This window comes from Andreprevotia lacus DSM 23236 (genome assembly GCF_900176275.1).
Lineage (GTDB): Bacteria > Pseudomonadota > Gammaproteobacteria > Burkholderiales > Chitinibacteraceae > Andreprevotia > Andreprevotia lacus.
The window spans coordinates 34,111-49,689 of record NZ_FWXD01000020.1; the positions used below are offsets into that span (position 1 = coordinate 34,111).

The 15,579-nt window shown below is 61.7% G+C and carries 10 protein-coding genes; 7 read left to right on the forward strand and 3 right to left on the reverse strand.

Features of this window, described 5'->3' with window-relative positions; translation table 11 throughout:
• Window positions 1-913 precede the first annotated feature (913 nt).
• Window positions 914-2,239: an ATP-dependent protease ATPase subunit HslU gene (hslU, locus tag B9A19_RS15485; protein WP_084091848.1), complete on the reverse strand. Its 1,326-nt coding sequence runs from the start codon at window positions 2,237-2,239 to the stop codon at window positions 914-916.
• Between the two features lie 103 nt (window positions 2,240-2,342).
• Here hslU and B9A19_RS15490 point away from each other — a divergent pair, with 103 nt between their 5' ends.
• From B9A19_RS15490 to B9A19_RS22650, 7 genes are all read left to right on the forward strand, one after another.
• Window positions 2,343-4,430 carry a sensor histidine kinase gene (locus tag B9A19_RS15490; RefSeq protein WP_084091850.1) on the forward strand — a complete coding sequence of 696 codons (2,088 nt, stop codon included), beginning with the start codon at window positions 2,343-2,345 and terminating at the stop codon, window positions 4,428-4,430.
• Window positions 4,431-4,550: 120 nt separating this feature from the next.
• On the forward strand, window positions 4,551-5,408 hold the full coding sequence (gene yedA, locus B9A19_RS15495; protein WP_084091852.1) for a drug/metabolite exporter YedA: 858 nt from the start codon (window positions 4,551-4,553) through the stop codon (window positions 5,406-5,408).
• A gap of 261 nt (window positions 5,409-5,669) precedes the next feature.
• Window positions 5,670-6,989, forward strand: a complete 1,320-nt coding sequence (locus B9A19_RS15500) for a sphingomyelin phosphodiesterase (RefSeq protein ID WP_084091854.1) — start codon at window positions 5,670-5,672, stop codon at window positions 6,987-6,989.
• A 51-nt stretch (window positions 6,990-7,040) separates the two neighbouring features.
• Entirely contained in the window at window positions 7,041-7,973 is a 933-nt protein-coding gene (locus B9A19_RS15505; RefSeq protein WP_176216962.1) for a lipase secretion chaperone, read from the forward strand.
• Window positions 7,974-8,095: 122 nt separating this feature from the next.
• Window positions 8,096-9,664 (forward strand): response regulator, encoded by a 1,569-nt coding sequence (locus tag B9A19_RS15510; protein ID WP_084091859.1) that lies wholly within the window; start codon window positions 8,096-8,098, stop codon window positions 9,662-9,664.
• 232 nt (window positions 9,665-9,896) lie between these two features.
• Window positions 9,897-11,420 (forward strand): threonine ammonia-lyase, biosynthetic, encoded by a 1,524-nt coding sequence (gene ilvA, locus B9A19_RS15515; RefSeq protein WP_084091861.1) that lies wholly within the window; start codon window positions 9,897-9,899, stop codon window positions 11,418-11,420.
• Between the two features lie 215 nt (window positions 11,421-11,635).
• On the forward strand, window positions 11,636-11,803 hold the full coding sequence (locus B9A19_RS22650; protein ID WP_176216963.1) for a hypothetical protein: 168 nt from the start codon (window positions 11,636-11,638) through the stop codon (window positions 11,801-11,803).
• An 86-nt stretch (window positions 11,804-11,889) separates the two neighbouring features.
• Here the strand turns inward: B9A19_RS22650 and B9A19_RS15525 are convergent, their stop codons facing one another.
• Both B9A19_RS15525 and B9A19_RS15530 read right to left on the reverse strand, forming a co-directional pair.
• On the reverse strand, window positions 11,890-12,408 hold the full coding sequence (locus B9A19_RS15525) for an Imm26 family immunity protein (protein ID WP_084091865.1): 519 nt from the start codon (window positions 12,406-12,408) through the stop codon (window positions 11,890-11,892).
• Entirely contained in the window at window positions 12,405-15,557 is a 3,153-nt protein-coding gene (locus tag B9A19_RS15530) for a carbohydrate-binding protein (RefSeq protein ID WP_084091867.1), read from the reverse strand. The genes B9A19_RS15525 and B9A19_RS15530 overlap by 4 nt, the downstream gene beginning before the upstream one ends.
• Window positions 15,558-15,579: the final 22 nt, after the last annotated feature.

Here is a 15,579-nt window from a genome sequence, read left to right on the forward strand (position 1 = left end):
CGGCCTGCCGGGGCATGCGGCGCAATGTGCGTTGCTTATTGCGCCCTACTTGCTGCCAAGTGCCCCCTTGATCAGTGGCCTTTCCAGCGAGTAGGGCGCATTAGCGTATGCGTAATGCGCCGTAGCAAGCATTCATTTGCCGCCGCGTATGCTCGGCCAGCCGGGGCATACGGCGCAATGCGCTGCGCTTATTGCGCCCTACTCGCTGCTTACGCGTCACTTGGCTAAGCCAAGCGGTGCCCTGCGCTGCAAGACTATCCCGGCGGGTCGGTAACTCGGCCCTGCGGGCCTCAAACATCCCTCCCCTTAGCCCGGGCTTGGCTTTGCTGCTCGGCGCTTCAGAAGGGATAAGGGTGGTTTGCGACTTGCCGTGGCAAACCGAGATGATTGCGGAATATCGATATGGTTGAACTTCAATGTGCAGCGTTGCCGGACTGCTTGCGACGGAGCGCCCTTCCCCTTCTAAAGCGCTGAGCAGCACAGCACGACACGGGGCCGTCGGGAATCGCATGTTTGAGGCCTGCAAGGCCGAGTTCGATTCCCGCCGTGGCGGGCGAGCAGCGCAAGGCACTACCTGGCTTTGCGCCAGCAAAGGCGGGTAGCGCTTTAGAGCCGCTAACAAAACCAAGTGAAGCGGTGCTGGCAAGGCACGCGAAACGCAGACAGTACAAGGCGTACGGCCAGTGAGCGTAACGCCGCCAGCAGGGTTTTGTTAGCGGCTCTTAGCAGGGTCGCACGGGATTGTTAAGGGGGTGGCGAGACGCCCCCTTAACCTGCCTGCCGGGCGGAGCCGGCACCCAAAACACCGCGCCGCAGGCGCTAATACATGGAACTTATACCTCGACAGCGCAGGCATACGGCGCAATGCGCGTTGCTTATTGCGCCCTACCAACTGAGCTCAAAACCAGCCCCATCACAACACGTACCGCGCCAGATCCTCATCCTGCGCCAGCGCCCCCAGCCGACTTTCCACATAGGCCGCGTCCACTGTCACCGTGCCGCTTTTGACGCTGAACGACACATCCTCCAACAACTTTTCCATCACCGTGTGCAGGCGGCGGGCGCCGATGTTTTCGGTGCTTTCGTTCACCTGATAGGCGATCTCGGCCAGGCGGCGTACGCCGTCGTCGGCGAACTCCAGCCCGACCCCCTCGGTGGCCAGCAGTGCCTGGTATTGCCGGGTCAGGCAGGCGTCGGTGCCGGTGAGGATGCGGCCGAAGTCTTCCACGGTCAGCGAGGACAATTCCACCCGGATCGGCAAGCGGCCCTGCAGCTCGGGAATCAGGTCAGACGGTTTGGCTAGCTGGAACGCGCCGCTGGCAATGAACAGGATATGGTCGGTCTTGACCATGCCGTACTTGGTGCTGACCGTGGTTCCCTCCACCAGCGGCAGCAGATCGCGCTGCACGCCCTGGCGGCTGACTTCGCCGCCGCTGCCTTCGGCGCGGCTGGTGACTTTGTCGATTTCGTCGATGAACACGATGCCGCTCTGCTCGACCGCGTGCAGTGCATCGGCCTTGAGGTCTTCATCATTGACCAGCTTGGCTGCTTCCTCGTCGGTCAACAGCTTGAGTGCCTCGGGCACCTTGAGCTTTTGCGGCTTTTTCTTGTCGGCAAAGGCGTTCTTGAACATGCCTTGCAGCTGGCTGGAAAAATCCTCCATGCCCGGCGGGCTGAAGATTTCCATGCTCGGTGCTGCAGCGGCCACGTCGATTTCGATTTCCTTGTCGTCGAATTTGCCCTCGCGCAGCATCTTGCGGAATTTCTGCCGCGTTTCGCTGCCCTGCTCGATATCGCCGACCGAGGCATAGGGGTTCTTGGGCGGCGGCGGCAGCAACACGTCCAGCACGCGTTCTTCGGCAGCATCTTCGGCCTTGGCACGGTTGCGCTTGATGGCGATGTCGCGCGCGCCCTTGATGGCAATCTCGACCAGATCACGGATGATGCTGTCGACATCCTTGCCCACATAGCCCACCTCGGTGAACTTGGTGGCTTCCACCTTGATGAAGGGCGCATCGGCCAGCCGCGCCAGCCGGCGCGCGATCTCGGTCTTGCCCACGCCGGTGGGGCCGATCATCAGGATGTTCTTGGGGGTGATTTCGTGGCGCAGCGGCTCGGCCACCTGCTGGCGACGCCAGCGGTTGCGCAGCGCAATGGCGACGGCGCGCTTGGCATCGGCCTGGCCGACGATGTGCTTGTCCAGCTCGTGGACGATTTCCTGCGGGGTCATGGTGCTCATGAGGGGCATCCATCGGGAACGATAGCTGCAAGATGATGCCGCCGCGCCGGATTTAAAGCGCCGGCTATAGTTGTAATACTGACCATTCTGCCCGGTAGAGGCCATGCGCCATCGCTTTGCCCTTTTGCTGCTTGCGCTGCTGGCCGTCAGCATCCTGATCGGTGCGCTCACGGCCATGCGCATAGACCGCATCGACAGCAACGGGCTGGCCACGCTCAGCAGCATCATCGATACCCGCCAGCAGAGCGAAGAGGCACTGCGCCAGACGGCATGGACCTATGCCGTGCCCATGGTCGACCTGACCCACAAACTCAACCTGGGCATACTCGATGCAGTGACGGTGCGCTTTCGGCTGCAGGCCGAACTCAAGCGCAGCGACGCCGCATGGCAACGCTATGCCGAACGGGTGCCGTTTACCCAGCGCGAGCAACTGACCGCAGCACAGGCGCGCACCCGCCGCGTGTTTGCACAGCTGAGCGCCATTCTGGCCGCCGAGGACAAGACGGCATTTCGCCAGTTCATCCAGCAATCGCTTTACCCGGCCACCGATCCATTCACCACGCTGGCAGAAGAACAGATGCGCCAGGAGGTGATGCGCACCGACACCATCCTGCAGCAAACCCGGGAACAGGTACGCGAGGAACGTGCACAGGCCATCAACACGGCGATTGCCGCCTATATCCTGACCGCCTTTGCCGGCAGCGCACTGGCCGCCTACCTGATCCGGCGCGTGAAGGCGGTGCAGGCGCTGGCCGCAGCCATAGCCCGCAACGATCCGGATATCCCGGCAGCGCTGGACAGCCGCGACGAACTGGGCGAGGTGCACAACAACCTGCTGGCGCTGTACGAGCGCATCCGCAGCCAATGGGACGAGCTGCACGCACAGAACGACGCGCTCTCGACCGCCATGAGTGACCTGAGCCAGTCACAGCTTGCGCTGCAGGCCAATGAAGCACGCTGGCAGCTGGCCATTGCCGCCACCTCATCCGGTTTGTGGGAGCACGATCTGCTGCGCAACCGCGTGTATCTTTCACCAGGCTGGAAAAGCCAGCTGGGCTACGCCGACGACGAGCTGACCAGCGATTTCGACAGCTGGGCGCTGCGCCTGCACCCGGACGATGCCCACGCAGTGCTTGACGCCTATCGCCGTTTTGTCGAAGGCGCGACAGCCGACTATCGCATCGAATTCCGCATTCGCCACCGCGATGGCAGCTGGCACTGGGTGCTGAGCAGCGGCAGCGCGCAACGCGACAGCGGCGGCAATGTCCTGCGCGTGATCGGCACGCAAACCGACATCACCGCGCGCAAGCAGGCCGAGGCCGAGCTGATCGCCGCGCGCGACGAAGCACAGGATGCGCTGCTGCGCCTGCAAACCACGCAGCAACAGATGCTGGAATCGGAAAAACTCGCCGCGCTGGGCGGGTTGGTGGCCGGCATTGCGCACGAGGTAAACACGCCGTTGGGCATTGCCGTCACCGCGGCCTCCACGCTGAAGGAAGAAACCGGCCGCTTGCTGGAGCTGCTGGCCGCCAACCAGATGAAGAAAAGCGAGCTGGAAGCTTTTTTGGCCCACGGCCACGAGACTGCCACGCTGCTGCTCAAGCATGTGGAACATGCGGCCACCATGATCCGCTCGTTCAAGCAGATTTCGGTGGACCAGAGTGTGGACGAGCGGCGGCGCTTCCGGCCGGCCGAGTATTTCCGCGACATACTCACCAGTCTGTCGCCCAAGTTCCGCCATACGCCCTACCGCTATGATTTCCGCTGCCCGGCCACGCTGGAGCTCAACAGCTACCCGGCCGCGTTCACGCAGATCTTTACCAATCTCATCACCAATGCGCTGCTGCATGCCTTTGAAGGCCGACCGGCCGGCGTGCTGGCCATTTCGGTGGCGGCGCGCGGGCATGATCACGTGGTGCTGGAGTTTGCCGACGACGGCATCGGCATCCCCGAGGGCGAACAAAAGCGCATTTTCGAGCCCTTTTTTACCACCAAGCGCGGCCGGGGCGGCAGCGGGCTGGGCTTGTCCATCGTCTACAACCTGGTGGTAGCGCAGCTGGGCGGGGTGATGACCGTGCAATCCACGCCGGGCAAGGGCACGCGCTTTGTACTGGTGATCCCGCGCAATGCACCGGAGCGGCCCGGTGATGCCCACGTGCAGGATGCACCAGGCGTCGACCCGGCGCGTTGATACCTGGCCCGCATCGAACAGCGCACACCGCTGTTCCGTCCACAATCGGCGCCGGCTGTACCCTGCGCAAACACATACGGCGGCGTATGCTGATCCGGCTCATCCCGCTGTCCGTGCCCCATGCTCCGTTCCCGTTTGCTGCTTGGCCTTGCCACCATTTATCTGGTGTGGGGCTCTACCTATCTTGGCATCCGCATTGCCGTCGCCGAAATTCCGCCGCTGACCATGGCCGCCTTCCGCTTTCTGGTGGCCGGCGGCGGGATGCTGCTGTGGCTGCGCTGGCGCGGCACGCCGTGGCCGTCTTGGCGGCAAGTCCGTTCGGCGGTGGCCATCGGCAGCCTGATGCTGGTAGTGGGCAATGGCGGCGTCAGCGTGGCCGAGGTAGCGGTGCCGTCGGGGCTGACCGCGCTGCTGCTGGCGGTCGCCCCCTTGTTTGCGGTGCTGTTCGCCTGGGCCTTTGGCTCGCCGCCGCACCGGGCCGAATGGCTGGGCGTGGGGCTGGGCCTCGTCGGCGTGGCGCTGTTGCAGCAGGACACGCGGCTGGCTGGCAGCCCGTGGGCGTTCGGGCTGATCCTGGCGGCATCGCTCAGCTGGTCATTCGCGGCAGTGTGGCAAAAGAAGCTGGACATGCCGTCCGGCGCAATGTCGGCCGCGGTGCAGATGAGCAGCGCCGGCGTCATCCTGTTGCTGCTGGGCCGGCTGCGCGGCGAACCGTGGCCGCACGATGTGCACTGGCATAGCTGGGCGGCACTGGCTTATCTGATCGTGTTCGGCTCGCTGGTGGCCTACAACGCCTTTGTCTACGTACTGGCACATGCGCGGCCGGCGCTGGCGTCGAGCTATGCCTATGTGAACCCGCCGGTGGCGGTGCTGCTGGGCTGGCTGCTGGCCGGCGAGCATCTGAGCTGGCCCATGCTGGCGGGGATGGGGGTGGTGCTGGCCGGGGTGATCTTGTTGGCGGTCGCGCATCGGCGGTAGCTACCTCTGCTGTCAATCAATCGACATCAAGAACCCGACAAAGCCGGGTTCGTACCTGCTTTGGCAGGTGAGGCATTGGTGCTCCTCTGTTTTAGTCCACGCCCCGCCCTCGTTAGTCTGTTGTTACAAGCCTTCATCTGCCTGCCATCCCGATGTCATGCCCCTGCCACGCAGGGTTCATCGGGTATTGATCTATACGTCACAATGACTTTGTAGCCTTGCGGCGCTGTACCCACGCCCATGACAACAAGGACTACGGACATGTCGAAACTGCTGCGCCTTGCGTTGCTGCTGCTCGCATTTTTTGCCGTTACCGCCCATGCGGAAACGTATATCTACGTCACCAACACCACCCCGAACACCGTTACGCTGCAAACCAAGCAAAGCGGCGATGCCACGCTGACGCGCGGCAAGAGCTGGGATGCCGAAGCCACCAGCATTCCGCCCTACGCCACCCGCCGCGTGCTGTGGATGAACCGCAATATCGGCATCACCAACGGCAAGAGCTTTTACTTCGATACCACCGTGACCGGTGGCGGCAGCACCGTGACCTTGCGCCAGAAGCTGACCGGCACGCTGGTATCCAGCAACATCTGGCAGGCCGCACGCGGCAGCAATTTCGATGACCCGTGGTATGGCGACCGCAGCATCCACAACCGCGACACCACCTATAACGGCCTGGCCTCGGTGATGTCTTACCGCGCACAGGCTACCAGCGGTTACGACGATATCTACTACGTGATCCACAACAAGAACGCGGTAGAGCCGGCCAGCGCGCAAAACCAGTTCAAGATGCTGACCTACAACGTGTGGGCCACCCCGCCGGTATCGACCAACAACTGTGCCCGCCTGGACGAGCTGGCCAACAACCTGGCCGGTTACGATGCCGTGGCGCTGCAGGAAATCTTCGACAACAATTGTCGCGCAGCCTTTCTGACCAAGGTGCGCAGCAGCTTTCCGTATCAATCCAGCCTGGTCGACATCCCCAGCAACATCCTGATGAATGGCGGCACCATTTTGATCAGCCGCTGGCCCATCCTGGCGGACGACACCATCGTGTTTGACCAGTGCACCGGCACCGATTGCCTGGCCAACAAGGGCGCCAAGTATGTGCAGGTGCTCAAGCAGGGCGTGGTTTACCACCTGAGCACCACGCACGCGCCGTCGTTCGACAGCGATGAAGCACGCCAGATGCGCCGCGTTGCGTTCGGCCAGATTCGCACCTTGCTCGACAGCAAGCGCATCCCGGCCACCGAGACGCTGCTGATCGCCGGCGACATGAACGTGAACAAGTACAAGTTCCCGGATGACTACGCGCAAATGCAGACCATCTTGCGTGCCAGGGTACCGGCCAGCACCGGCTACAAGAACACCTTCGACGCCGATGTGAACGCCAATGCCACCAACCCGCTGTCGGGCGGCACCGTGGAATACCTGGACTACATCATGGTCGGCAACGACAACCGCCAACCGCTGAGCGCCGTCAACGACGTACGCATCCTGCGCACCTTGCGCGAGGACCTGTGGTCGGTGCGCGATCTGTCCGACCACTTCCCGGTGGCCGGCCTGTTCGGCTTCTGAGCGTAGCCGCCGATGCGTCAGAGAATCCTTCTCGCATTGGCCGGCTGCGCTGTGAGCGCTGCCGCCTGGCTGTTCTGGCCTGGCGGCAGCGCCGCACCGTCTGCACCGGCAGCCGTGACAGCGGCAGCGAACGACAGCAGTAGCGCCCGGCCAGCGGCCGCCAGCGGCTTCTTTGCGCGAAAGTGGGGCGAGGCAGCACCGCCGCCCGACCGGCAGGAACGCATGCAAGCCATGCTCAAAGAGATCAACACCACCGGCCCGCAAGCGGTACGGCATGGCGATCTGCAAAACTGGTGGCGCAACGGGCTGGCACAGTGCCGCCAGCTGGGCGGCAGCGATTGCGAACGCGTGCTGCGCGATGCACTGGCCAGCTGGAGCGACCGCAAGGCCGCCGCGATTGCCGCTGCCGCGCTCGACAAACAAAGCACCGTGGCCGACGCCGAAACGCATCTGGTGCAAAACATGAACACGCCGCTGCTGGAGCGGCTGGGCAAACTGAGCGCACTGCGCAAGTCATTGATGGGCGACGAGGCCGCGCAGGCCTGGTACGGCCGCGACGAGGCCGCCATCGGCTTTGCCGCAGCAGTCAACGCCTATGCGCAGGGCGATGCGCGCAAGGTGGCGCTGGCGCAGCGCATGACGCAAGTCGAGGCACTGCGCCAGCAGTACTACGGCCCCTACTACGCCGAGCTGAAAGCTGCCGAGGGCGCGCAAACCGCGTATGCGCTGGAATACGGCCTGGCCAAACTGGACGTGAAGGATGTGACGGCCGACACTGCACTGCGCAACGCGCTGCGCAACAAATACCTGAGCCCGGCCGACGCCACGGCCCAGGCGCAGCAGGATGCGCAAGCCGGTGCCCAGCAGGCGCGCGTGCAGGCCTATCAAAGCGCGCTGGCCGAGCTGGAACGCCGTTATGCCGACCACGACAACAGCGCCTATCTGGCCGAGGTAGCTGCGCTGCGCCGGCGGATGTTTGAATAGCATGGCCATGCGGCCAAGGCTGTCGGCACCTGCCACGCGGGTGCCCACCATTTTCTGCTTACGAAGGCGCGCACGGCTGGGCTATAGTGAATCCGTGCCCGATACCTCGAGACCGCGAGACCATGTCCCAAGACGATGACTGGCTGATAGACGATAGCGAAGAAGCCGCCGAGCAGGATGCCGCCGGCGCATGGCATGTGCTGATCGTTGACGACGAGCCCGACATCCACCGCGTCACCCAGCTGGCGCTGTCCGGCATTGATTTCCTGGGCCGGCCACTCAAGCTGCATTCGTGTTACTCCGGCAAGGAAGCGCTGGAGTTCCTGAGCAAGACGCCGGACATCGCGCTCATCCTGCTCGACGTGGTGATGGAGAGCGAAGATGCCGGCCTGAAGACCGCGCGCGCTATCCGCGAGCAGCTGGGCAACCGCCAGGTGCGCATCATACTGCGCACCGGCCAGCCGGGCGTGGCGCCGGAACGGCAGGTGATCGAGAGCTACGACATCAACGATTACAAGGCCAAGACCGAGCTGACGCGCGACAAGCTGTATACCGCCGTGCTGGGCACCTTGCGCTCCTACAACGACATCATGCTGATCGAGCAGCAGCGGCAGATGCTGGACGCCAACCGGCGCGGGCTGCTGAAGGTGATCGAAGCCTCGCGCGCCATCTTCCAGCAACCGTCGATCGAAGAGCTGGCGCAGGGCGTGCTGGAACAACTGCAGTCGCTGCTGTTCTTCGAGCAGGATGCACTGTACGTGGTGGTAAACGGCGGCGTGGCCGCACTGAGCGACCACGATGCGGTGCGCGTGCTGTATGCCACCGGTGGGTACTCCGAGCTGCGCGGCAAGACCCTGCCCGAGGCCGATCTGGCGCGCTTCCGTCCCTCCATCGACGAGGCCATCGAGAAAGCGCACAGCACCTATGCCGATGACCATTTCGTCGGCTTTTTCAAGACACCGCACGGCCCGGTCAACCTGTTCATCATCGAGGGGCCGGTATCGCTATCGCACGGCGACCGCGACCTGATCGAGATGTTCTGCAGCAACGTGAGCATTGCCTACGAAAACCTGCTGATGACGCGCGAGATCGAAGAAACACAACGCGCCATCATTTACCAGCTGTCCGAGGTGGTGGAATACCGCTCGCAGGACACCGGCCATCACATCCGCCGCATGGCCGAATATTCTTATCTGATTGCCCGCGCCATGGGGCTGGACGAGGAAGAAGCCAGCATCATCCGCACTGCCGCGCCGCTGCACGATATCGGCAAGGTGGGCATACCCGATGCGGTGCTGCTCAAGCCCGGCCCGCTGACCGCCGACGAACGCGTGATCATGAACCGCCATGCCGAAATCGGCTATGACATGCTCAAGGGCGCGCGCCAGCGCATATTGAAAATGGCCGCCACCATTGCGCACACCCACCACGAAAAGTGGAACGGCACCGGCTACCCGCGCGGCCTCAAGGGCGAGGACATCCACATCGCCGGCCGCATCACCGCGCTGGCCGATGTGTACGACGCGCTGGCCAACAAGCGCTGCTACAAGGAAGCATGGCCCACCGACGAGGTGCTGGACGAAATCCGCCGCCTGCGCGGCACCCACCTTGACCCGGGGGTGGTGGATACCTTCTTCAACATCCTGCACGAGATCGAGGCGGTACGCATGCTGTACCGCGACGGCACGTGAGCCTGGCAGCGCCCTTAGAGCTGCCGTGATGGATCGCCCGCATCAAGAACCCGGCCCGGCCGGGTTTTTGCCGTTTGGGCGGGCAAAACAATAGCCCCTGCCCCATCCCCCGTCCTGCCGTGGACGGCGCGCAGGCATGCCCCCCGGTTCTGCCCGGATATTTAAGCTGGCCCGCGCAGCCCTTCGTGCGTTAAAGTCCTAGGTCCTGCCATTGATTTATAAGGCTTTCCCCATGGCCCAGACGCCCAACGATTATCTTGAACGCATCCTCACCGCCCGCGTCTACGACGTGGCGGTCGAATCCCCGCTGGAACTCGCGCCCAATCTGTCGCGCCGCATTGGCAACCAGATTTACCTGAAGCGCGAGGACATTCAGCCGGTATTCAGCTTCAAGATTCGTGGCGCCTACAACAAGATGGTGAAGCTCACCCGTGCCGAACTCGATCGCGGCGTGGTCTGTGCCTCGGCCGGCAACCACGCGCAGGGCGTGGCGTTTTCGGCCGAATACCTGGATTGCCGCGCCATCATCGTCATGCCGGCCACCGCACCGCAGATCAAGGTGGATGCGGTAGCGCGCCGTGGCGCCGAGGTGGTGCTGATCGGCGAATCGTATTCCGACTGTTATGCGCACGCCATCAAGCTGTGCGAAGAAAACGGCATGACCTTCGTCCACCCCTATGACGACCCGGAAGTGATTGCCGGCCAGGGCACGGTGGGCATGGAAATCCTCATGCAGCACCCCGATCCGCTCGACGCCATCTTCATCCCGGTGGGCGGTGGTGGCCTGCTGGCCGGCGTGGCCGCCTACATCAAGCGCCTGCGCCCCGAGGTAAAAATCATCGGCGTGGAACCGACCGACGCCAACGCCATGTACCTGAGCCTGAAACTGGGCGAGCGCGTGAACCTGGCGCAAGTCGGCATCTTTGCCGATGGCGTGGCGGTCAAGCAGGTGGGCGAAGAAACCTTCCGCCTGTGCCGCGATCTGGTCGACGACGTGGTGCTGGTCGATACCGACGCCATGTGCGCGGCGATCAAGGACGTGTTCGAAGACACCCGCTCCATCCTGGAGCCGGCCGGCGCGCTGGCCATTGCCGGCGCCAAGCTGTGGGCCGCGCGTGAAAAGCAGGAAGGCAAGACCTTTGTGGCGATTGCCTCGGGCGCCAACATGAACTTCGACCGCCTGCGCTACGTGGCCGAACAAGCCGAAATGGGCGAAGGGCGCGAAGCCATCGTTGCCGTCACCGTGCCGGAAGAACCGGGCAGCTTCCGCAACTTTTGCAGCCTGATCGGCGCACGCAACGTCACCGAATTCAACTACCGCTATGGCGCGGATGACCAGGCACACGTGTTTGTCGGCCTCTCCATCCAGAAGCGCAGCGAAGTAACCGAGCTGATCGAAAAGCTGGCCGCGCACGGCCTGCCCGCCATCGACCTGACCGACAACGAGCTGGCCAAGCTGCACATCCGCCACCTGGTGGGCGGCCACGCCCCGCAAGCGCAAAACGAACGCCTGCTGCGCTTCGAATTCCCCGAACGCCCGGGCGCGCTGCTGAACTTCTTGCAAAGCATGAACGTGGGCTGGAACATCTCGCTGTTCCACTACCGCAACCACGGCGCCGACTACGGCCGCATCCTGGTCGGCATCCAGGTGCCCGCCGAAGACGACGACGCCTTCACCGCCTTCCTGCAAAAGCTGGGCTACCCCTACTGGCTGGAAAGCGACAACCCGGCGTATCAGCTGTTTTTGGGGTCTTGAGCGGGGTTGGCTGACTACGGAAAAAGGGGGCGCGTTGGGGCGCCCTTTTTTGTTGTGCTGCATGCGTGTGGGCTTGGCTGCTACATTGTCTGCAACAGCCCACGACGCCGCGTGCAGCCAGTAAGGTGCAATAGCGCAGCCTATTGCACCATGACAACCACGACCCTTGCCAGGGGCAAGCTGCGGCGCAATTCGCCAAGCTCATTGCGCCCTACTTGCTGACCTTCGGCGCACTGCTGCGCGCGAACGGGCTGGCACCCAAGTCCGTGGTCGGTGCGGCCATGCGCAAGCTGGCGCACTTGATCTTTGGGATAGTGCGCTCAGGCATGCCGTTCAATGCACAAATGGCAATGCCCGAGCTCGACCTTCAAGACGGTATCTGATTCCGGATTTGCGTTGGGATGAGATGAGCGGTAATTGATCCAGCCAAACAGTATTGAGACCTGACCCCAGATTTTCTGGGGTCATCTCATTGTGAGACTGGATTTTGCTTGAGAGGCACACCCAGCGCCTTGCTAATGTCATCATCTATTGCTCCCATACCGCTTAAACCATAAAACCCGACGGGCTCAACTGGCATGGAAAGCCTGCGACTATATTCGTCAAAATATCGAGGTTCACCTCCTTTAATAATAGGCGGCCCAAAAAAACAATGCTGCGGAAGCAAATCTCCTTCTTCGTTGCATCCAGATTTAATTACCTCAAAATAGCCACGTGTCCAAGGCAGTGCATTGGTGCCAACAGGGGGAACTAGCAAGTCGACAGGATTCAGCAATGGGATATTTTTTTTCTCAGAAGAGAAATTTCTATATATATAAATAAGAATAACCCCTCCTGGCATATTGCCAATACTGGTATCCGTTGCCACAACTCGTCCAAAATAAAATCTTTCAGGAAATTGCTCCATCCGAAACACAAAGAGATCGCCTGCTTCAGGATTTCGCCGAGTACCTTTACCCTTAACAATGTTAGTCGGAGGTATTTTCATTTTATGAGCCCATTAGATTTAAGCCAATTTTGCCCCCAAGTAATGGCTTGAGGGTACCAAAGACGGGTTGGTGCAATCGAGTTGATTTTGTTTAGAAAGTCTGGATTTTTTTCGATAAGGACTTGCTCAACAGCACGTGCTTGATCTCGCGTTACTGGACAAGCTGAATTAAGAGCCTCAATTTTGAACTTATCACCCCATTCGGTCGCCCTACGTGCAATATCATTTGTAATGCCCGTATAGACGGCCTGACCATTTTTATACCCTTGGTAAATATAATATTCTGCCGTTTGCGCTGCACGCCCAAAAAATGCTTGTGCTTCAGTGGCAACAGCCGCAACCTCTGACTCTATTACAGGAATTTCAGCCTCTATTGCGGGAGCCTCTGTGGCAATCGCAGTGGCCAGCAAACCTTCGCCAATACATGCATCTTCAATGCAACGTCCGCTTGGATCTTTATGAGCAAGCGGATTTCCACCAACATACCCATACGTCGAATAGCTCCCCCCAGCCAACCCAATCGGATCACTCTCAACATACCGCCCCGTCGCTGGATCATAATCCCGGAAGTAGTTGTAGAAGTGCCCGCTCTCCTGATCGTAGTACTGACCGGGGAAGCGCAGGTTGTAGGCAAAGGTGCTGCCGGTATTGCTCGGGTCCTGGTTCGGCAGCGTATCGCCAAACGCTTCGCTGTCCCAGCGCCATACCAGCTGGTTGTTGGTGGAGTCGGTGATCTGGCGCGGGGTGCCGAGATGATCGGCCCAGACATAGTACGTAGCCGGGTTTTGCGGGTCGGCGCTCGGTTTGATCACTGCAATCGGCGTGTCGCCCAGCCAGATGGTTTCCTGAATGGCGCTACCGTTGGCCTGGTATTCGCCCAGCAGGTGGCCGGCTTCGTCGTAGACGTAGCGGAAGGTGCCGTTGCTGTTGCTCTTTTGCAGGCGCTGGCCCAGTGCATTGTAGCTGTACTGGGTGATGGCGGTGCCGCGTTGCAGTTGGGTAAGGCGGCCGGCGTTGTTGTAGGTGTTGACCATGCCGGCATCGTTGGCACGGTTGCCGCTGGCGTCGTAGCTGTAGCTGTTGGCGTTGCTGCCGGTGGTATTCAGCAGTTTGTTGCTGTTGGCGTCGTGGTGATAATCAGTATTGCTGGCACCGTGGTTTTCATTGGTGCGGCTGCCGTTATCGTCGTAGCTGTAGTTGCGGGTAACGCCGACGGTGGTGCCTTGAGTGAGGCGGCCGAGTTCGTCGTAACCATAGGCTTGGCTCAGGCTGTCGTGGCTGGTGTCGGTGATGCTGCTGATGTTGCCGACGTTGTCATAGCCATGGGTGACGATGGTGTCGCCTGATGTGGCACCGGCAATGCGGCCGGTGAGGTCGGCTGCCCTGCCCCAGAGTTGGCCGTTGCCCCAGGTCCAGCTTTGTGCGCCGATGCTGTTGCTCCAGGCGATATTGCTGATGAGGTTTTTGCCATTCACCTGTACCGCACTGATGGCGCCGTTGGTCCACACATAGCTGATGGTGGCGCCAGACGGGTAAGTGATGCTGGTGAGGGTGTTGTTGTTGCCCCAGCCGTAGCCGACCTTCTGGATCAGGCTGGCGCCACTGACGGTGGCGGTACGGCTGACTTGGGTGATGTGGCCCAGGGTGTCGTAGCTGTAGCTGGTGCTGCCGTCGGCATCGCTGAAGCTGCCCAGGCGGCCGATGCCGTTGGGGGCAGTGTCGTAGCTGAAGGTGTGAGTCTGGTCACCGTAGGCGATGGTCTTGATGCGGCCGAGGTTGTCGTAGCCATAGGTGGCGGTCTTGTTGCGTGCATCGGTCTTGCTGGCGGTGCGGCCGGCAGCATCCGGCGTGTAGCTGGTGGTGCCGGTATCCGGGCTGATCAGCTGGCGCAGGTTGTCCAGACCATCGTAAACGTAGGTGGTGGTGAAGCCTTCCGGGTCTTTGACGCTGACCAGGTGATCGTTGGCGTCGTACCCCAGTGTGGTGAGCTTGCCCTTGGCATCGGTGATGCTGGCCAGGCGGTTCAGTTCGTCATAGCCGTATTTGGTAACCCGGTTATAGGCATCAGTGCGTTTGATACGGTTGCCATTGGCATCGTATTCAAAGCTGGTCACAAAGCCATTGGCATCCATCACGGTTTTGACACGGCCCAGCCCGTCGTAGGTGTAGAAGGTGCTGACGATGGGGACATGCGTGGGGAAGCTTCCCGGAACCGGGGTAGCGCTGGGTACCGGTGTGGCAGTGGGTACCGGGGTGGCAGTGGGCAGCGGAGTGGGCGTCGCCGTAGGGACCGGGGTTGAGGTCGGAACGGGGGTTGCAGTTGGCACCGGGGTGCTTGTGGGTACTGGTGTCGCCGTTGGGGCCGGGCTTGGCGTGCTGCTCGGGCTGGGCGTGGCATTCCCGCATGGACCAACATCGGTCCACGGCAAACCATCGCCCGCGTTGGATGAAGGGATATTACCCTGCGTCCACCATTTGGCCTGATAGTTGCGGCCGTTGTAGCTGACCTGGGCACCACCGTTGTAGGCCGTGCTGCTGCTCCATGCGCTATAGCAACCTGACGATGGTGTAGGCGTCGCAGTGGGTGCTGGCGTGCTGGTGGGCACCGGAGTGGATGTCGGCTTTGGGGACGGCGTAACAGTAGGAACTGGCGTAGCCGTTGGCACCGGGGTGCTGGTGGGCTTTGGCGTTGCCGTCGGCTGCGGCGTCACCGTGGGAGTCGGGGTGCCAGTTGGCACTGGGGTAGAAGTCGGCTTCGGCGAGGGAGTGACAGTAGGAACTGGCGTAGCCGTCGGCACCGGGGTGCTGGTGGGCTTCGGTGTAGGCGTAACTGCAGGTGCCGGTGTTGCAGTCGGCTGCGGCGTTCCAGCCGGAGCGGGGCCGATATAGGTCCATAGCGACGAAGTTGAGGCGGGATTCCAGCCTGCACCGGCATAATCCGTCTGGTTGACGGTAGCCTGGTACAGGCCACCGTTATAAGTCACTTGCTGTCCAGCAGTGTAGGTGCCGCCGTCTTGCCAGGCGACTGGTGCAGCAGCACCACTAGCGACATAAACCGTGGTACCAAGCAACAGCCCGCTCAATAGTGCGGCAGCTGTGGTACGGCCCAATTGGTGCGCCAAGCGGCGCGGCGAAGAACGCTTTTGCATGAATCAGGTCTCGATTTTGATT